Origin of the sequence: Parundibacterium terreum, assembly GCF_014636315.1 — a bacterium.
In the GTDB taxonomy this organism is placed as follows: domain Bacteria; phylum Pseudomonadota; class Gammaproteobacteria; order Burkholderiales; family Burkholderiaceae_D; genus Undibacterium; species Undibacterium terreum.
Window position 1 is genome coordinate 1,900,745 of record NZ_BMED01000001.1, and the last position, 18,874, is coordinate 1,919,618.

An 18,874-nucleotide genomic window follows, 5' to 3' on the forward strand; every position below is an offset into this window, starting at 1 on the left:
TACTCTTCTACGCATGCGCCGCACCATGAAGCGGCGCCTCCCCATCACCTTGAATAAATGATATTAATCATTAATTGTGACTACTTGGTGACTATAACTGAGGAGTGAAAAATCTTTCGCGCATATTTTCCAGACCTGTGGTTTTTAACACTTCCGACAGGCGTTCTGCAGGCCGTTTTGCCGGCAGGTTTTTATATTCGGCAACTATCAGCTCATTCTTCATCGAATGTTCCCAGCCTACCAGTTCCGTTACCCTGACCTGATAACCGTGGGCTTCCAATTGCAGGCAGCGTAAAACATTGGTGATCTGGCTGCCGAATTCGCGCGTGTGTATGGGATGGCGCCACATTTCCGACAGTGGGTTATTGCGTACTGCATCGCCTTTGCTCTTGCGCAGTTCTGCCGCCACTTCCGCCTGGCAGCAAGGCACCAGCACCATGAATTTGGCTTTCTTTTTCAAGGCAAACTGTATCGCATCGTCAGTGGCGGTATTGCAGGCATGCAGCGCAGTGACAATATCAATCTGATCCGGTAAAGCAGCAGACGTGATGGAGTCGGCGACCGACAGGTTCAGGAAAGACATGCCTGGGAATTCCAGCCTCAGCGCCAGCTCGCGCGACTTTTGCACCAGCTCGTCCCGCGTTTCTATGCCGTAGATGCGCGATTGATTGGCGCTATCCATAGACTTGAAAAACAGGTCGTACAGGATAAAGCCCAGATAAGATTTTCCGGCGCCATGATCAACCAGGCTGATGTCCGCATGATCTTGCTGCAGTTGCTGCAATAAGGGCTCGATGAATTGGTACAGATGGTAAACCTGCTTCAGCTTGCGGCGGCTATCCTGATTCATCTTGCCGTCGCGCGTGAGAATATGCAGCTCTTTCAGCAGTTCCAGCGATTGGCCTGGCCTGATCTCGTGCTTGTCGTTGCTGGGATTGCTGGAATTGCCGGGAGTGTTGGCGTTGCTGCCCTGTTTGGATTTCATCAGGCGTCCTTGATTGTGCTGCAGAAGAGTGTCAATACTGCGAAGTCTATACCAAGACCGTGATCCTGATGCAGCACAGGGAAATTAGCCCTTGGCTTGCTTGCCATATTTTCTACGCAGAAAAAACAAAAGGATTCAGGTTTTCACCTGAATCCTTAATGTAAATTGGTAGGCCGTGCGGGATTCGAACCTGCGACCAACGGATTAAAAGTCCGCTGCTCTACCAGCTGAGCTAACGACCCAATAAAGCTTTTTTTATATCAATTTGCCAAAACTATACCGACGTCGGCCTGTTTTACGCATTCATATAAAATGAAAAAGACTTAGATTTGCACCTAAGTCCTTCGAATTTCGTGGTAGGCCGTGCGGGATTCGAACCTGCGACCAACGGATTAAAAGTCCGCTGCTCTACCAGCTGAGCTAACGACCCGAAAGAACGAAATTATAGGATGTTCTGAGATACCTGTCAATCATCGTGCAGGAATTTTTTATACTTAATTAATTTTCTTATGTTTCCCTATGGCCCGCATGCTTTGAAGGCCGCAGCCGCATCTATTTTCTCCAGCCGGTATGCCTGGTATTTCAGGGATAAGACGCAGCCGCCGATGATGGAGGCGAAGGTAATCATCGAACCCACCGCCAGAGTGGAAATACCGCTCAGCCCCTGCCCCACCGTACAACCCAGAGCGGTCACGCCGCCGAAGCCCATCAGCATTGCGCCGATCAGATGATTGGACACATCACTCACACCGCCGAAACCCTCAAACCTGAACTTGCCGGCAGAGATCGCATATGCAAACGAACCCACAATCATACCCAGCGTAGCGGCGATACCGAAGGAAACCGCCTTGCTCTTGTCGGTCCAGAAGATCAGCAAGTCTATTGTGTACGCAAACGGAGCGACGAAGCTGAACGATTCCATCTTGCCGGAATTGGTCGCTACATAGGCTTCCTGCAGCGTATTGGGATCCTCGGCCACATAGCCCAGTTTGCCGGACACAAACCAGGCAGCAACGATGATCAGTCCCACGCCCAGGCCGGTCAGGATATTTTCCAGCGAGCGGAAAGACGGGCTCATCAGAACGAAGATCAGCAATACCAATGTAATCACTGCAGGTACCAGCAATTGCAGCACATGCTTGTCGCCCAGCAGCGGCGCTAGTATGGATGGCAAATCCTGGTTGGTAGCCAATGTCATCGATACCGGTTCCAGCAAGTTCACCCGTGGCAGCGCCAGCACGCCTTTCAGCGTCATGAATGCCGACAGGCCGATCACGATGAATACGATCAGCGACTTCAAATTGCCGCCGCCTATGCGCACCAGGGTCTTGCTGCCGCAACCGCTGGTCATGACCATGCCGAAGCCGAACAGCGCGCCACCGACAATATGTGACAGCCATGTGAGGCGCGGCGCGGTATAGATCGCTTTGGACAAATCGATATAACCCGCATAGGCAAGCAGATTAGTTCCCAGTATTGCTACTGCGATAGCCAGCAGCCATTGCCGCATGCGGTCCCAGTCACCCATGCTGACGATATCGGCCACAGCCCCCATCGTGCAGAACTGGCTGCGCTGAGCGATTGCGCCAAAGGCAGCGCCCAGAAAAAAAGCCAGCCAGACAACCTGGCTGGCGATAGACGCAATATCGACTTCCATATTATTTCAGGGAGCTCAGGCGATTCTTTGCCGCTTGCGCAGCTTCGCTGTCAGGATATTGCTTGATCAGGTTTTCCAGCGTCTTCTTGGCGCCGGCCTTGTCTTTCAGTTCGATATTGCAGGCTGCAACATTCAGCATTGCATCCGGTGCTTTGGGATGGTCGGGATAATTTTTCACCAGGCCCTGCATAGCCACGACCGTGTTCTTGCAATCGCGCTGCGCGTAGAAAGAGTTGCCCATCCAGTATTGCGCGGAGCCGGCAAAAGCGGATTGCGGGTAATTCACCAGGAAGGCGTTAAACGCCGCTCCGGCATTTTTATAGTCGGCCGATTTGTACAAAGCCAGGGCCGCATCGTAGGAGCGCTGCTCATTGATCTCTACCGTCGCTTCCTTGCCATCGACGTTCATCATCTTCGGTTCCAGCTTGCGCACGCGGTTGTCCAGGTCCACATAAAAATCCTGCTGGCGGCGCTGGGTATTGGCAAGATCATTGGTCAGCACTTCTATCTGCCCGCGCAATTTGGCGATCTCGCCACGCAATTGTTCATTCTGGTTGGCCAGGTCCAGTGCGCTGCTTTTATCGGCCTTGGTATCCAGCTTGTTGTCCAGCTTGGCGCTGACCGCATCCACTTTGGCGCGCAGGTCGAGTATCGCCTTGCGAGCTTCATCATCGTCAAACAGGCCGGCTGAGGCGATGGACGGAGCCAGGGCAACAATGAATGCCGCAGCAATGGCGGACTTGGTCATGCTGAGTTTGGAAAATTTAATCACGATAATGGCACTCTTCAAATATGAGACAGACGCTGAAATAGTATCCTGCAACTGCAAAAAAACCAACGGTCATTTCAGCCTACGCAGAAATGACCGTGATGTCAAAAAATTTCAAACAGCGGTGTACGGGCGCTGAATCCGAGTACTTGAACTCAAAACAGCGCCACCGCCGTCAAAATTATTGATAGACGATGTCGGAACGGCGGTTTTCTGCCCAGGATGCTTCATCGCTGCCAGTTGCCTTAGGTTTTTCCTTGCCCAGGGAAACGGCTTCCATCTGACCTTCAGGCACACCCAGCAATGCCAGGGATTTACGTACTGCTTCCGCGCGTTTTTGACCCAATGCCAGGTTGTATTCGCGGCCGCCGCGTTCATCGGTATTGCCCTGGATCAGAACCTTGCGGCCCTTGTTGGCAACCAGGTATTTGGCATGGGCTTCAACGACAGGCTTGAACTCATCCTTGACGATGTAGCTGTCAAAATCAAAATACACACTGCGTTTAGCCAGGATGCCCTTAGGATCATTCAAAGGATCCACGGAGCCGGTGTCAACCGTGCTTACCTGGCGGGTGTCCGCTGGTTTTGGTGTCGTTGTCGCTGATTTGTCTTCGACCGCAGGCTTGTCTTCCAGTTTGACAGGGGTGCTGCAAGCTGCCAGCAACAATGCGCTGGATACCAGCAGGGCCAGCGTAGTAGTGATTGAGGATGAGCGCATTTTAATTCTCCTTATTGATAACGATAAATAATGATAATGGGGTAATAAAGTAATTCTTGGTTTCCGACAGATGTCCGGCTTAAAACGACTTGGTCTGCTTGAACTCTAATGCATCATTTCATGAAAGGACCCCAGGTAGGCTCCCTCACGTCTCCGGCCTGAATTGTCAATTTCTGCTTCACTCTGCCATCGACAGATACCACGGCCAAGGTACCGCGACGACCCGACTCCGTTGCATACATGATGTATTTGCCATTCGGCGAAAAGCTTGGCGACTCATCCTTGGTCGTATCCGACAGGCGCTGGTTCTGGCCGGAGGCCAAATCCATCACATACAGTTGGAAAGACCGGCCGTCAGGCCGCGAGATATACGCCAAAGTCTTGCCATCTGGAGAAATGCGCGGCGATATGTTATAGCCGCCATTGAAGGTCATGCGCTTGACATCGCCGCCGCTACTGCTCATGCGGTAGATCTGCGGGCCGCCGCTGCGGTCGCTGAGGAAATAGATGTATTGGCCATCGGCAGAAAACTGCGGTTCGGTGTCTATACCGCTGGTATTGGTCAAACGCTGCAAGCCGCTGCCGTCCGCATTCACGGTGTAAATCTGGGTCAGGCCGTCGCGCGACAGGGACACTGCCAGCTTGTTGCCGTCAGGCGACCAGGCCGGTGCAGAATTGCTGCCCTTGTAGTTGGCAACCACGGTACGTGCACGGGTAATCAGGTTCTGCACATAGACGACTGGCTTCTTGGCTTCAAACGATACATAGGCTACCTTGGTGCCGTCCGGCGACCAGGCAGGTGAAATAATAGGCTCGTTGGAGCGCAGTGCATCTTGCGTGCCCTCGCCATCGGCATCGGCGATCTCCAGCTTGTATTGCGAGCCGGACTTGGTCACGTAGGCAATACGGGTTGCAAACACGCCGCGCACGCCCAGCAGTTTTTCATAAATATCATCAGCGATCTTGTGCGCGGTGAGCCTGGTTGCCGTCGGTGCGGTCGCCAGCGACTGCCCGGACAAGGTCGAGGATTTCACCGTATCCAGCAATTTATAGCGCACATCAAAACGGCCGTCGGCGAGTTTTTGCACACTGCCCACCACCAGTGCATCGGCACCGCGCGCCTTCCATGAATCAAAGTTCACCGGGGTCGTTTCATTGATCACCATGCCTGCATCAATAATCTTGAAATAGCCGCTACGGGTAAGGTCATCCTTGATGATTGCGGTAATCTGCTGAGGCGCCAGCCCTTCATCAGCGAAGGCGGCAATGGCAACCGGTATCTGGATGGAGCCGACACCGGAGATTTCTATCCGCAACTGCGCTTGCGCGCTGCTGGCGACCAGCAAGGACGTAGCCACTGCGGCCAGGGCTCCAAGAATATTTTTTGCAGATACGGAAAATATTTTCATCGACACTTTTGCTTTCATTTTTACGTTTATTCTTGCGCTGCTCTTAATACGTAGTCAGCCATTTTTACGGTCTATTCTTTTAATTTATAGACCAAAATCATGCTGTCCGGGACCACTCCGGAATTATTCTTTGGAAACGGCTGCGACTTATCGATGGCGCGCTCCACAGCTTCATCAAAGCCGGGAGCACCGGAAGATTTGAGCTTGCGTATTGCACCACGTAGTGTGCCATCTGGCAATAGGTCTATCCTGTATTCCACTGTAGGATTATTGCTCGTGTTATCACTTGCATTGTAATTGCTATTGGAGCGGATCTTGGCGCTGACCTTGGCTGCATAGCTGGGATCCCCGCGGTTATTGCCGGTCGATTTTGGTGCATCGCCATTTCCACCGCTGCCGGTCGTTGCCGCTTGGCCATTCAGGCGGCGCATGTTTTCAGCGAACACCTTGTCGCGCGCGGCCTGGTCGCTGTTCTGCTTTTTCTTCAGCTCAGCCTGCTTGTTCTTTTCAGCCTCGTCCGCGGCCAGTTTTTCGGCTTTCTTTTTATCCTCTGCCAGCTTCAGTTTTTCTTTCTCTTTTTCCTGCTTTATTTTTTCTTCCTTGTCAGCTTTGCGCTTGGCTTCTTCACGCTCCAGCTTCAATTGCTCTTCTTCTTTTTTCTTCTCGGCAAGCTTGCGCTTACGCTCCTGCTCCAGTGCAATCTCGGGATCTTCCTTGGGCACATCCGGCTTAACGACCGGTGGCGGCGGTGGCTGTACTTTTACCGGTTCAGGCGCAAGCTCCTCCTGTGGCACCGGTTTTGGCGCAGCTTCGCGCGTCTGCATGTCCCAGACTTCTGCTTCCACCGCGGTGGATTCCTGATTTTGCCACTGCACGCCTATCCATAAAAAGGCGAGCAGCAAAATGTGCACAAGGGTCGCCAGCGCAATCGCGGGCCAGCGTCCAGGTTCTTTTGGCAGGGTATTCGGGGAAAATGCTGTCATGAATCGTATGATATACCTGTCACCGTTAAGTTCCGGCCAGGACTATTTCTCTCTATAAACATCCAAAAATCGCCAATTGGGCCTATCGCTCAATCAACGCTTTGTCTGCAACCCAAAATTATAAACCGCAAGGCTACTATCCTTACGACAACTCTTTGTTACTGCCTGTAACACCTTCCAATGACATTGCGAACATTTACATATAAATTCAACAACTTTACGCAGCAAGTCAGCAAAGAATCAATCAAACGAGAAGGTGTAATACGCATCGACCGAAGACTCCGTGCCGGTACGTCCGATAATACTCACCCTGCGCGTCAGTTGCCATGTCAGCTTTACCGCCCCGCTGGCATCGGACAAGCCTCGCTCCACCGACAGTACCAGGCCGGGCGCAAGATGCTTGCCGACGCTCACCACCTGGTCGGTCGTGGTAGAGCTGACTGCTGTAGCGCCCGCGATGGTCTGCGTAGGCAATTTGGAACCGGCGCTATTATCCGCCGATCCCACCGAGAATTCATCAAAACCCAGACCCTGAACGATGTCGCGCGGCACGTTCCTGCTGCCGTCACCGCCAAAAATTGCACCTGCGGCCGACATCAGCAGCGACGCGTCGTTGCCGGCGATCTGATCCGATCCGCGTCCCAGCACCAGCCAGGACAATTTCTCGGCATCCGGCACATCCGGCTCCGATACCAGCCTGACTTGCGGCGCCGCGACCGTGCCTATGACCTCGACCCCAGCTTCCACCTGCAGGCCGCGGCGTAGCGCGCGCACGTTCAGGCCTGGATTATTGGGAGGCCCCTGGAAGTTCAGGATGCCGCGCTCTATCGCCAACTGCTGGCCGTAGCCCTCATACACGCCGCCCTCGGTACGTATGGAGCCGGATGCCTGCACCGGCCCGGCATCGATCGCCCTGAGCCGTATGCTGCCCGCCAGCGTCGTATCCAGGCCACGCCCCACGAACACGAAACGAGGCCCCATATCCAGCGTCACGTCAACCCGGGTTTTCAGCCCCTTTTTCGCATCGTCGTTGTCCTGCGCAGTTTTGTTTTTATCTTCCTTGCGTAGCACGACAACATCGCTGGACAAACTCGGCGGCGGCAATTTCGGCACTTTAAAGTAGGCGCCGTCGGCCAGCAGCTTGCCGCTCAGCGTCCATATCTTGTCTTTCTCCGTCACGCCCGCCTGGCCGCTGACCACGATCCAGCGGTCGTTACGCTGCAGCAGCGGGAATTTATCCCATTGCGCCTGTATGCTGCCGGTTTCATTGGAGATGTCCACTTCACCGGTGGCGTTGAACTCGCCTTTTTGTTTGATCCAGTTAATGCCACGGAATTGTTCGTGACGCGGCATACTGGTGACGGTATTGGAAAATTGCAGTTTATTGAGCTTGACGCGGCTGCCATCGATTTGCGCATCCAGGCTGCCATTGGGCAGCAGCAAACCCTCTGCGGCAAACGCCAGCTCCAGTTCGCTACCGAGTATTTTTGCCTCATAGCGCGGCTTGCCCACTCTGCCTGCCAGTGTCGCATCCACGTTCAGCTTTCCCTTCAGCGCCAGGCCAGGGTTCAACCATGGTCCCAGCCACTGGATGTCAGGCACATCGGCCTTGACCATGCCGTCCAGCGGCGCGTCCGCAGCGATGGTCCATGCGCCGTCCCGCTTGCTGATCACCGAGTTGGCCCTCACTTGCCAGTTTCCAAGCCGGGCGCCACTGGCATTGAGCTGCAAGGCGATGCGCTCGCCGTCACTGCCAGCCACCAGGCCGCCCAGGCCCAGCTTCAGTTGCAGTTCGCGCAGGCCTATCGCGATGGGTCTGCTGGTGCCGTCGCTGTCACGGATACGCAGGTCGCCGCTTTGACGCTGCACATTCAGCTCGCCCTGCACATTGTCTTTCAGTTGCAATTGCCATTGCGCGTTCAGTAGCAGATTGCCGCCCACCAGATACTGCGGCTTGAACAGATTGGCAATATCCACAATGTCTGCATCGGACAGGCTGCCACGGGTTTTTATCGTCGCGGGCGTCCACTCAAATTGTTCCAGCGACAGCTTGCCCAGCTCCCCCTGCAACTGCGCGTTGGCGATGCTCACCAGTTGGCTGGACACGCTGATTGAGGTAGGCGCGGTCAAACTTACGCCGGGTTTTCCAGTCAGCTTCATGCTGAGCAGCTGCCCCTGCCAGCCGGGCACGGACTCCCCCTTCTGGGGAGCGACCGCATGCAGTCCACCGCTGGCAGTCAAACTCAGGCTCCTGACCGGATTAATCTGCGTATTCAATTCTATGCGATGGGCATCGCGCTTGCCGCTGACAGTCAATTTGATTTGTTCTGCCAGCAGACGCATATCGTCAGCGCCATCCTTTTTATTAGCGGCTGCCGGCGCCGCTGCTGATGTTACTGCTGATGTTACTGCTGATGTTGCCGTCGCTGTTGCATTCGCTGCCGTTGACACTGGCACCGCCTGCGTCCTGCGCAATCCCTGGGCCAATACATCGCCTTTGATCACCCCATTCAAGCCGCTGGCCAGATCCAATTTTGCACTCAGGGACTTCAGCGCAAACTGCTGCTTGTAGTTCAGGTTCTCTGCACTCAAGTCCAGCCTGCCGGCAGGTTCGCTCATCTTGCCCAGCAAATGCCCTTCCGCTTTAACGCTACCTGACAAAGGCAGGTGCAAAGGCGCGGCGAAAGCGGCCAGATCCGGCGCATCCAGCTTTGCCAATAAATCATCCTGCCCCTGCCCCCAGCTACCGCTGGCCGCCAGGCTATTCTTGCCCCATTGCAGATCCAGCTTGCGGACCTGCAGTTGCTGCCCCTGCAGCCAGCTCAGGTCAGCCACGCCATTCAAAGCCTGGTCGGCGTATTGGCCTTGCAACTGCGGCATATGCAGATTGACATTCAATCGCGGCTGCAATTGGCCGTCAACAGTAAAATTGGCATTAATGCGGCCGGCGGGTACAGCCAGCCAGCGCGAAGGATCAAAATTCTGCAAATCCCCCTTGAGCTTGAATGCCTGCCTGGCCTGGCCAGCAGTTGCCAGCGATATCTCGCCCTCGCCCTTCAGTTGAGAATCTGCCGCGCGCAAATCAAACCTGGACAAGCTCAGCAGCGCATATTGCGGGCTATTCTTATCCAGTTGGTAGCTGGCGTCCGCTTGCAGGCTGGCGCGCGGATCGCTGAGCTTGGCCTGCAGGCTGACCAATTGCGCCCGGGTTTGCGCGGTAACGCTGCCCTTGATCTGGCTGGAGTGCAGGCGGCTGTCCAACTTGGATAGGTCAATACCGGACAGGTCAAAACGGCTGTCTATCAAAGGCAAGCCCGACTGCATCAACTGCAGTTGCGCCTCACCCTTGATTTGCCCGTTGCCGGCTAGTTGCAGGCTGGTGTTCTTCAAGCTCAGATCTTTCCCCGACCAGCGTACACTTGATTGCACACCAGTGACGGGAATGCGCTGCTTGTCGATCTGGCCTGCTTGCAAGTTCACTATGCTGACAGTGCCGGATAAGCTGCCTATGTCCTGCTTTTCCCCTGTGGCCATCGCAGCAGCCTTGCCGTCGGAGCGCAAATCAGCATTGATGTTCAGGCTGGCCGCTGGTGCGTCTGCGGCAAAATTTGCCGGATTGAGCCCGCGAATACTGGCTTGCAGTGCACGCAGTGGCAGCATAGAAAAAGGCGCAATATCTGCGCTGAGCTTGCCTTGCAGCGTCGCATTCTGGCTTGGCGCCTTGGCTGTATCCGCCCCCGGCGGCGCATCCAGCTTTGCCTGTGCATCTGCCTTGATATTCAATTGTTGCAATGAGCCCTGCACACTGCCTTGCAAACCCAGTTCAGGAATGTCTTTGCCGGGGCGGCCCTGATAAGTCAATTGAGCCTTCAGGTCAAAGGGTTTGACCGTGGCGATACTGCCCTGCGCCTGTACCCTGCCCCAGGGGCTGGACAAGCCCGCAGTAAACTGATGCTGCAAGCGTCCCGATTCCAGCTTTGCCGTTAAGGCCGATAATTCAGTGTCGACGGTTTCATGCCCGCTCTTGTCTATCGTCGCGATCGCAAGACGGCCTACGGCGGCCCGCTCAATGTCCAGGTCTATGGGCAAGATCAGATGATCCGGTAACTGCGCGGGCTTGTCGCTGGCAATGCTGGCGACAGTGAGGGCGGCGACATCCAGCGTGTGAATCACCAGCTTGCCGCGCGCCAGCGCCTGAGGGCTCCAGTTCAGCTTGACGCCGCTGGCGTTGATACGCAAGCCGGCGGTTTTATATTCGAGCTCAGCGATCGCCAGCTCATCGCTGAAACGGCCGCTGACACCGGAAAATTTCCATTGGCCGCTGCCGAAGCTTTGCACAATACTGAGTATGGATTGCGTGCCGCTCTGGGTCCATATTCCCCATCCCAGCACCAGCGCAAGAATGACCAGCAAGCCCAGGCTGAATTGCGCGAGGCGCACGCTGATGTGTGCAGCCAGCCCTCGCTGTCTGCGCTGTTTTTTTTCTGGCGCCTGCTGCTGAGGCTGATCCGGTTTGATATCCTGGTCCATGATTTTCCCTAGAACGCGATCGCAATAGAGAAATCCAGGCGCACTTTTCTTGCCTGCTTGCCGTAAGCCAGGTCAAGTGCTATCGGACCGGCCGGGGTCTTGTAGCGTGCGCCCACGCCATAGCCTTGCTTGAGGTCTATATTCTTCCAGGTATCGGAGGCACCGCCGACGTCCATAAAAACAGCGCTGCCCCAGTTGGATTGCTTCAGCCAGTGCACATATTCGGCGCTGGCAGCCGTCATCACGCGGCCACCGGTCACGGCCGTGCCCTGATTGATACCTATGCTCTGATAGCTGTAGCCACGCACCGTATTGCTGCCACCTATACGGAACAGATAGTCTTCAGGCACACCGTCAATACTCGGCGAAAAGACTTCACCCACTTCGGCGCGCAGGACAAAACCATCCTGCTTGCCTATCGGGATCCAGCGTTGATGTTTGCCGTAGACACGGATAAAGCGCTGGTCGGAAATCAGGGCTTTTTCAGATATGGCAAAGTCCAGTTGATAAATCTGCCCCTTGCGCGGCGCAAAGCTGTCATCCACATCGCGCCAGGTCCAGCCCACGGTGCCCACCAGCGCATTGGTATAGGTAGCATCTTCGCCATCCGGCTCGGCCCGCTCACGCGACAGGTTAAAGCCCAGGCGCTGCTCCAGATGGCCATGCGTGCTGGTGCGCTTGACACCAAGTGCAGTACGCGTCAGCAGCAGGCCGGACACATTGGCCCTGTCTGCCAGCACGCCGAAAGAATCCAGATAGCCGCCATCGCGCGGCGGCAGATAAACATCGGCATAGGCCAGTTGCCGCCTTTGCTCCAGGCGGACTGCGCTGCGCATGTCCCAGGCCTTGTCCAGCAAATCACGGTCACGGTAAGACACTTCGCTGCGGTAGCCGGTGTTGGTGCTATAACCCACGCCAAAACCAAGATCGCGCGAACGGCGTTCTACAACGTTGACTTCGACCGGCACATTTTCTGCCTTGGCAGGATCGGGATCGACGCTGACCGCTACGGTAGAAAAATACGGGGAATTCTGCAAGGCGCGCTGAAATTCCAGCAGGCGCGCACGCGAATATTTTTCGCCTTTACGCGGAGGATTGTATCTGTCCACCAGCAAGGGCGGGTAGCGCACGAAGCCGCTCAGCACGACCTCGCCTAGCGTGAATGGGGGCCCGCTGTCCAGCTCAAGCTGCAAGGCAGCACTCTGGTTCTCGGCATCGACAGTCGCCTTGCTGTCCACGATGGTGGCTGATGCATAGGTGTCCGCCCGCAGATTCTCGGTAGCGGCATTCTTGGCGCTGCTCCATTCATCATCGCGAAACGCTGCGCCCTGCGGCAAACCCCAAGCAGAAACGATGGCATCGCGCCGTTTCACGGCCTCAGCCTGTCCCGCCTTGGCCGCGTCCGCCAGCGCTCCGCTGAAATTCAGGCTCACTGCCTGCACTATGGTGCGCGGCCCCGGCTCAATATTGACGATCACCCGGTCGGTACCGCCGGCACTGACGGAAACCTGCGTATCGAAATCAACCGTCGGGGAAAAATAGCCTTCAGTGGCGAGGATATTACTGACGTCGCGCCGCAATTTACGCAGCATCGCCGGATTGACATTCTGGGGTTCGGCATTGGCCGACAATTCAGGTATGTGCTCCCTGAGCAAAGCCAGCCAGTCGCCTTGAGCCTTGCCGATCTCTATATGGCTCAGATGGCCGCCGCGGCCAGCCCGTCTCCCGGCTTGCGGCTCATCCGGCTCCGATTCCGGCTGTTCATTTTCCGCCTCGCTTTTTGACCCACTTGCATTACTGCCGGGGACCGGTACAGGCGCTCCTGTGCCGCTGCCTGTCTCAGATACGGATGTATCCGCCGTGTTTTTCGTTTCAGCCTGCGTTGCAGGCCTGGTTTCGGTCTTGCTGCCGCCAGTGTCCTGTTCGGCTGCGTAGCAGCCGAAACATAACAGGAACGAGGTTAGAACGGCAGAAAGACTCTGCATCACTTCGTCGCCAGACCTACGCGATTAATGCCCATTTTCTTTGCTTCGGAAATAACCTTGATGATGTCGTCATATTTCATCTCCTTGTCGGCAGAAACCATCACCGATAAATCGGGTTTGGCTTCATGGTATTCCTCCAATTTTTTCAGCAACTGCGTGATATTGGTCGCCGTTTCCTTGCTTTCCTGCTTGTTTTGGCCGTTGGCATTGCCCTTGCTATTGATGCTGATCGTTGAAGGCGCATTCGGCTGCAAGGCAATTTCTATGTAGTCCGTTGGCGGCTGTGTCGACTGGCCCGCTGTCGGCAAATTGATCACGCTGGGATTGGTCATGGGTGAAGCCACCATGAAAATCACCAGCAGCACCAGCATCACGTCGATGTAAGGCACCACATTGATCTCGGCTTTGAATTTGCGTTTACGTTCGCCACGTAGCGATGAAGCCATTAGCGCGACTGCCTTTGCAGGATATTGGAGAATTCTTCAATAAAGGTTTCAAAGCGGATCGCCAGCCTGTCGATATCGTGAGAGTAGCGGTTGTAGGCCAGCACCGCAGGGATTGCAGCAAACAGGCCGATGGCGGTCGCAATCAGCGCTTCGGCAATACCGGGAGCAACGGCCGCCAGTGTCGCCTGCTGTACATTGGCCAGGCCGCGGAACGCATTCATGATGCCCCATACCGTACCAAGCAGACCTACGTAAGGAGAGACTGAACCAACCGAAGCCAGGAAAGACAGGTGCGATTCCAGCGCATCCATTTCGCGCTGGTAGGACGCGCGCATCGCGCGGCGGGCGCCGTCCAGCATCGCGCTGGCGTCCAGGGTCCCCTTATTGGCGGATTTGACTTTCTGGTATTCGCTCATGCCTGCTTCAAAGATGCGCTCCAATGCGCCGGTCTTGTTGGTGGTGCCACGGCGGTTGGCAGCCGCAGCCTGATACAGCTCGACCAGGCTACCGCCTGACCAGAAGCTGCGCTCAAAATCCTCAGTTTGCGCGCGAGCCCGTTTGATCGCGAACATCTTGCTGAAAATATAGGTCCAGCTGGTTACCGATACTCCCAGCAGCAGCAGCATGACCAGTTGCACCGGTATGGAGGCATTGGTAATCAGGGATAGAAACGAAAGATCTTGAGTAACAGTCATAGTGTTTAATGTTGACGTTATTGAATTATAAACAAGTTGCAATAATAGATACTATGCAATAGTTCTGGAGTTTGGCGGTGTGCTGCCGCACCAATGGGCAAAGCTGCTGCCCGGCTAATTGATCCTGTCCAGCACTTGAGCGGGAATCGCACTGGGCTTCAGGCTGGCGGTTGCTACACAACCGACCTTGATCCTGCCGGTAGCGAGGCAGGTATCACCGCACCAGGCCTCTTGCACAAATTGAACGGAGGCACGGCCCAGCTTTTCGACCACGACCGTGACTTTCAGTTCATCATCCAGATAGGCAGGTGCATGATACTCGACTGCCGTCCCCTTGACGACAAACATCACCTGGTGTTCCTGCGTCATCTGCTGCTGGTTGACGCCGGCGGCACGCAGCCATTCGGTTCTGGCTCTTTCAAAAAACTTCAGATAGTTGGCATAGAAGACGATGCCGCCTGCGTCGGTGTCTTCATAGTACACGCGGAGTGTCCAGCTAAAATTGTCCTGCATATTCCTGCTTTTAAAAGATCGGAGCCTGGCAAAGAGAGTTTGCACTCCCCCTCCCGGCCTCCATTGTGCCAATGAAAACTTTATTTTTGGTATCAGTTGGTATCAAAAGGTTTCAGGCATAGTCCGCCCCCCTCGCCACTTAACTCCCGGCTCAGTTCCTCTTGATGTTCAGCGGACCATATCCCTGGCAAGTCGGCATCATCTCGATGAAATTGACATTCACATGCGGCGGCAGCGTCGCAATCCAGTAGGCAGTTTCAGCAATATCCACTGCCGTCAGCGGCTGGGTACCCTCATAGACCTTGGCGGCGGCGGCATCATTGCCTTTAAAGCGAACATTGGAAAATTCGGTGCCGCCGCACAGACCGGGAGCGATATTGGTTGCACGCACACCGGTGCCAACCAGATCCGCCCGCAGATTCAGGGTAAATTGATCAACGAAGGCCTTGGTCGCGCCATACACATTGCCGCCCGGATAAGGCGTGGAACCGGCAACGGAGCCGATGTTGATGATCAGGCCGGTATTGCGCTGTACCATCTCCGGCAGGATCGCGCGGGTAACAGTCACCAGGCCCTTGGTATTGGTATTGATCATGGTTTCCCAGTCATCCAGCGAGGCCAAATGCGCCGGCTCGGTACCCAGCGCCAGACCGGCATTATTGACCAGCACGTCGATTTGTTTCCATCCCACCGGCAATCCCTGCAAGGCCGCATTGATAGACGCTTTATCGGTCACATCCATTTGTACCGGCAATACCGAGCTGCCCAGCTCTTCCGCCAGGGCTTTCAGCTTATCGACGCGGCGGGCTGCAGCGATCACCTTATGCCCATGACGGGCAAACTTGCGTGCCATTTCTTCGCCAAATCCTGAGCTCGCGCCAGTTATCAGTATGATCATGGGATGTCCTTGTCTATTTTTCAGGCTTGCATTAAAAGAAATACGGTTCTTTACCAGCCTGTATTTTAGAGCTTGTTGACAATTTAGTCTTGCGCACAGCAGGACGTGCTGTAGCGCAGGATTTTTGACCTGAAAAAGCTGGCTGGCAACAGTGAGCCTACCCTTAAGATCCGCAAATATTTCCAAGTGGAAATTTACTGTAATTATTTGGCAAATACTGCTTGAACTTGCTGAAATCCGGTGTCTAACGTAAAATTTGGGCACCATTTCGTCTCACGTAACTGGCGAAAACGTCCTGAGCAAGATGCTGCATCGCCAAGATGGAGCATCCTGAGAGCGGCGGAAGATGGGTATCCATCGGGAAGCGTGAGATTCTGCGGGTCCGGACAAATTGGGCCCTAGCCGTACGCCTGGGTAGCCTGGATGGTAAAAGCGATTAAGGCTGCCTATTCCCTATTGTCGACTACGCTGTACAGAAGCTTGTGCGGCACATAGACAGGACGGGCACCTGGTCCACCACACTCACCTTTTACGACTGGAAGATTGTCATGTTCGCAAAAAACCATACCCTCGCCAATATAGATCCGGAATTGTTTGCCGTGATCCAGAAAGAAAATCACCGCCAGCAAGAACATATCGAGCTGATCGCTTCGGAAAATTATACGTCGCCGGCCGTCATGGAAGCGCAAGGCTCGCAACTGACCAATAAATACGCCGAAGGCTATCCGGGCAAACGCTACTACGGCGGCTGCGAATATGTCGATATCGCCGAACAACTGGCCATCGACCGCATCAAGCAATTGTTTGGCGCGGAAGCCGCCAACGTGCAGCCTAACTCCGGCTCGCAAGCCAACCAGGGCGTATTCTTCGCTGTCTTGAAACCAGGCGACACCATCATGGGCATGTCGCTGGCAGAAGGCGGCCATTTGACTCACGGCATGCCGCTGAATATGTCCGGCAAATGGTTCAACGTGGTTTCCTACGGCCTGAACGACAAGGAAGAAATCGACTATGAGGCCATGGAACGCCTCGCACACGAGAAAAAACCCAAGCTGATCATCGCCGGCGCATCGGCTTACGCGCTGCGCATAGACTTCGAGCGCTTTGCCAAGGTGGCCAAGGACGTGGGTGCTTATTTCATGGTCGACATGGCTCACTATGCAGGCCTGATCGCTGCCGGCGTCTATCCTAACCCCGTGCCTTACGCAGATTTCGTCACATCCACCACGCATAAATCCCTGCGAGGCCCACGTGGCGGCATCATCCTGATGAAGGCCGAACACGAGAAAATCATCAACTCTGCCATCTTCCCCGGCCTGCAAGGCGGCCCCTTGATGCACGTGATCGCCGGCAAGGCAGTCGCATTCAAGGAGGCATTGACGCCTGAGTTCAAGACCTATCAGGAACAGGTAGTGAAGAATGCAGATGCCCTGGCAAAAGCGTTGATTTCACGCGGCCTGCGCATCATCTCCGGCCGTACCGAATCGCACGTGATGCTGGTAGATCTGCGCGCGAAAAAAATCACAGGCAAGGAAGCCGAGGCGATCCTGGGTTCCGCACATATCACTTGCAACAAGAACTCCATTCCTAACGACCCGGAAAAACCATTCGTCACTTCCGGCATACGCCTGGGCAGCCCGGCGATGACCACTCGCGGCTTCAAGGAAGAAGAAGCTGCCAAGGTAGGCCATTTGCTGGCGGACGTGCTGGACAACCCACACGATGCTGCAACGATAGAGCGAGTCAAGGCTGAAGTCAAAAAGCTGACGGATGCTTTCCCGGTCTATGCAGCATAAGAAGCAGTAAGGCAGTACATTCCGACGGCGCTGCGAATTTTTTAAAGAATCGCAGCGCTGCCGGATACTTGCGAATAGCACCTAAACTCATCCGCGGCCATCACAGAATAATTATATGAAATGCCCCTACTGCCACCACGATGACACCCAGGTAATCGATACCCGCGCGCCGGAAGACGGCAACACGATACGCCGCCGCCGCCGTTGCACGCAATGCGACAAACGTTTCACTACCTATGAGCGGATAGAACTGGCAATGCCGGTCATCGTCAAGAAAAATGGCAGCAGGACAGAATTTGAAACCGATAAGCTGCGCGGCAGCCTGATGCTGGCGCTGCGCAAGCGCCCGGTGTCGGCCGAAGCCGTCGATACCGCGATACAGCGCATAGAAGAAAAACTCCTGTCCAGCGGCGAACGCGAGGTCAACTCCGGCTATATCGGGGAGCTGGTGATGCGGGAACTGAAGCGCCTGGACAAGATCGCCTATATCCGTTTTGCTTCGGTGTACAAGAGTTTTGAAGATCTGTCGGAGTTTGCGGAAGCGATTCAGGAAGTAAAAAAGACCTAGGATCAACGCCGTTCCGGCCGCATCAAGTCCGTATTAGAGGTTCCTGCCAGCGGGGAATGCATGTCTTGAGTATGGGGAGAGCCTTAGCATATAAAATACGGCAAACATAATTCAATTTCCGTAGGTATCGCTGAGTGGAGCCGGCCTAGTGTCCAGTACAATGTCTGAGTTATCAAGCTCATGGGCTAAAGTCATCCGAGAATTCAAACAGTTCGGCAGCGTAAGTACCCGCCTTGCGGTATTAGGCTTGATCGTGGCCATTCATATAGTTTTGATAGTCGCTGCCAATACAAAATACCGGCCGCGTGGAAAGCCGCTGTCGGGAGTACACTCTGCAGGTAAAACCTTGGATGTCGAACTCCTGGATTCGGGTATTGCCCGCAAACCTGAACGCGAATCCGCAGGAACTGCAATCACGTTGAATGCGCCTGATTTGCCCGGCCCACCGCCTCCGCCCGACATCAAAATTGGTACACCAGACAGTTTATTTGACCTGGGTGAGCCTGAGCCTGCCTACTATCTCCCCACCAACCAGATCACCGAAAAACCGGTGGTCAAGCTTGATGTGTCATCAGATGTGGCACTGGTGCTGGCAAGTAATCAGCCGCGCTCTGCGGTGCTGCGACTATTAATTAACGAAAACGGCAGCATCGACCAGGTCATTATGGAACAAGGGGATTTTTCCGAAACAGAGAAGCAAGCGCTAATCAATGCCTGCATGCACATGGAATTTGAACCGGGGAAGAAAGACGGTTCTCCGGTAAAAACTGAAATGCGCATACAAATGACGATAGAACCTGCCGGCCCTACCCTGCCGTTCGCCCGCCCGCCTCAGTAACTACGCAGCTTTTATTATCTGCCCGAAAAAAAACCTGCCTGCGCATATTACATATATGGCAGGCAGGTTCATGTTGCAAGGTAG

15 protein-coding genes, 2 tRNA genes and 1 riboswitch are annotated in these 18,874 nt (G+C 54.8%); of the genes, 3 read left to right on the forward strand and 14 right to left on the reverse strand.

Annotation, left to right across the window (positions count from 1 at the left end):
- Nucleotides 1-91: 91 nt before the first annotated feature.
- The 14 genes from IEW12_RS08860 to IEW12_RS08925 form a co-directional block, all read right to left on the reverse strand.
- Nucleotides 92-985: a methyltransferase gene (locus IEW12_RS08860; protein WP_188565538.1), complete on the reverse strand. Its 894-nt coding sequence runs from the start codon at nucleotides 983-985 to the stop codon at nucleotides 92-94.
- A 166-nt stretch (nucleotides 986-1,151) separates the two neighbouring features.
- A tRNA-Lys gene (locus tag IEW12_RS08865) sits at nucleotides 1,152-1,227 on the reverse strand.
- 112 nt (nucleotides 1,228-1,339) lie between these two features.
- Nucleotides 1,340-1,415 (reverse strand) — tRNA-Lys (locus tag IEW12_RS08870).
- An 87-nt stretch (nucleotides 1,416-1,502) separates the two neighbouring features.
- A complete protein-coding gene (locus IEW12_RS08875; RefSeq protein WP_188565539.1) occupies nucleotides 1,503-2,642 on the reverse strand; it encodes a YeeE/YedE family protein in 1,140 nt (379 codons plus the stop codon).
- A 1-nt stretch (nucleotide 2,643) separates the two neighbouring features.
- The gene (ybgF, locus tag IEW12_RS08880; RefSeq protein ID WP_188565736.1) at nucleotides 2,644-3,390 is read right to left on the reverse strand and encodes a tol-pal system protein YbgF; all 747 of its coding nucleotides are present in this window, start codon (nucleotides 3,388-3,390) and stop codon (nucleotides 2,644-2,646) included.
- A gap of 202 nt (nucleotides 3,391-3,592) precedes the next feature.
- A complete protein-coding gene (gene pal / locus IEW12_RS08885) occupies nucleotides 3,593-4,129 on the reverse strand; it encodes a peptidoglycan-associated lipoprotein Pal (RefSeq protein ID WP_188565540.1) in 537 nt (178 codons plus the stop codon).
- A gap of 113 nt (nucleotides 4,130-4,242) precedes the next feature.
- Nucleotides 4,243-5,538, reverse strand: a complete 1,296-nt coding sequence (gene tolB, locus IEW12_RS08890) for a Tol-Pal system beta propeller repeat protein TolB (protein WP_229750998.1) — start codon at nucleotides 5,536-5,538, stop codon at nucleotides 4,243-4,245.
- Between the two features lie 71 nt (nucleotides 5,539-5,609).
- The gene (tolA, locus tag IEW12_RS08895; RefSeq protein WP_188565542.1) at nucleotides 5,610-6,521 is read right to left on the reverse strand and encodes a cell envelope integrity protein TolA; all 912 of its coding nucleotides are present in this window, start codon (nucleotides 6,519-6,521) and stop codon (nucleotides 5,610-5,612) included.
- Nucleotides 6,522-6,761: 240 nt separating this feature from the next.
- Nucleotides 6,762-11,051, reverse strand: coding sequence for a translocation/assembly module TamB domain-containing protein (locus tag IEW12_RS08900; protein ID WP_188565543.1), 4,290 nt, complete (start codon nucleotides 11,049-11,051; stop codon nucleotides 6,762-6,764).
- A gap of 8 nt (nucleotides 11,052-11,059) precedes the next feature.
- A complete protein-coding gene (locus IEW12_RS08905; RefSeq protein ID WP_188565544.1) occupies nucleotides 11,060-13,036 on the reverse strand; it encodes an autotransporter assembly complex protein TamA in 1,977 nt (658 codons plus the stop codon).
- Complete coding sequence (locus tag IEW12_RS08910) at nucleotides 13,036-13,482, reverse strand: ExbD/TolR family protein (RefSeq protein WP_188565545.1); 447 nt, start codon at nucleotides 13,480-13,482, stop codon at nucleotides 13,036-13,038. The genes IEW12_RS08905 and IEW12_RS08910 overlap by 1 nt, the downstream gene beginning before the upstream one ends.
- Nucleotides 13,482-14,177 carry a protein TolQ gene (gene tolQ, locus IEW12_RS08915; protein ID WP_188565546.1) on the reverse strand — a complete coding sequence of 232 codons (696 nt, stop codon included), beginning with the start codon at nucleotides 14,175-14,177 and terminating at the stop codon, nucleotides 13,482-13,484. Before tolQ ends, IEW12_RS08910 begins: the two co-directional genes overlap by 1 nt.
- 114 nt (nucleotides 14,178-14,291) lie before the next feature.
- Nucleotides 14,292-14,690, reverse strand: coding sequence for a tol-pal system-associated acyl-CoA thioesterase (ybgC, locus tag IEW12_RS08920; RefSeq protein ID WP_188565547.1), 399 nt, complete (start codon nucleotides 14,688-14,690; stop codon nucleotides 14,292-14,294).
- A gap of 151 nt (nucleotides 14,691-14,841) precedes the next feature.
- Complete coding sequence (locus tag IEW12_RS08925) at nucleotides 14,842-15,588, reverse strand: SDR family NAD(P)-dependent oxidoreductase (RefSeq protein ID WP_188565548.1); 747 nt, start codon at nucleotides 15,586-15,588, stop codon at nucleotides 14,842-14,844.
- Between the two features lie 267 nt (nucleotides 15,589-15,855).
- Nucleotides 15,856-16,011, forward strand: a riboswitch (ZMP/ZTP riboswitch).
- A 125-nt stretch (nucleotides 16,012-16,136) separates the two neighbouring features.
- Between IEW12_RS08925 and glyA the strand changes: the two genes are divergently transcribed.
- From glyA to IEW12_RS08940, 3 genes are all read left to right on the forward strand, one after another.
- Nucleotides 16,137-17,384 carry a serine hydroxymethyltransferase gene (glyA, locus tag IEW12_RS08930; protein WP_188565549.1) on the forward strand — a complete coding sequence of 416 codons (1,248 nt, stop codon included), beginning with the start codon at nucleotides 16,137-16,139 and terminating at the stop codon, nucleotides 17,382-17,384.
- Between the two features lie 115 nt (nucleotides 17,385-17,499).
- Nucleotides 17,500-17,952, forward strand: coding sequence for a transcriptional regulator NrdR (gene nrdR, locus IEW12_RS08935; protein ID WP_188565550.1), 453 nt, complete (start codon nucleotides 17,500-17,502; stop codon nucleotides 17,950-17,952).
- 346 nt (nucleotides 17,953-18,298) lie between these two features.
- A complete protein-coding gene (locus IEW12_RS08940) occupies nucleotides 18,299-18,790 on the forward strand; it encodes an energy transducer TonB (protein WP_188565551.1) in 492 nt (163 codons plus the stop codon).
- Nucleotides 18,791-18,874 lie beyond the last annotated feature (84 nt).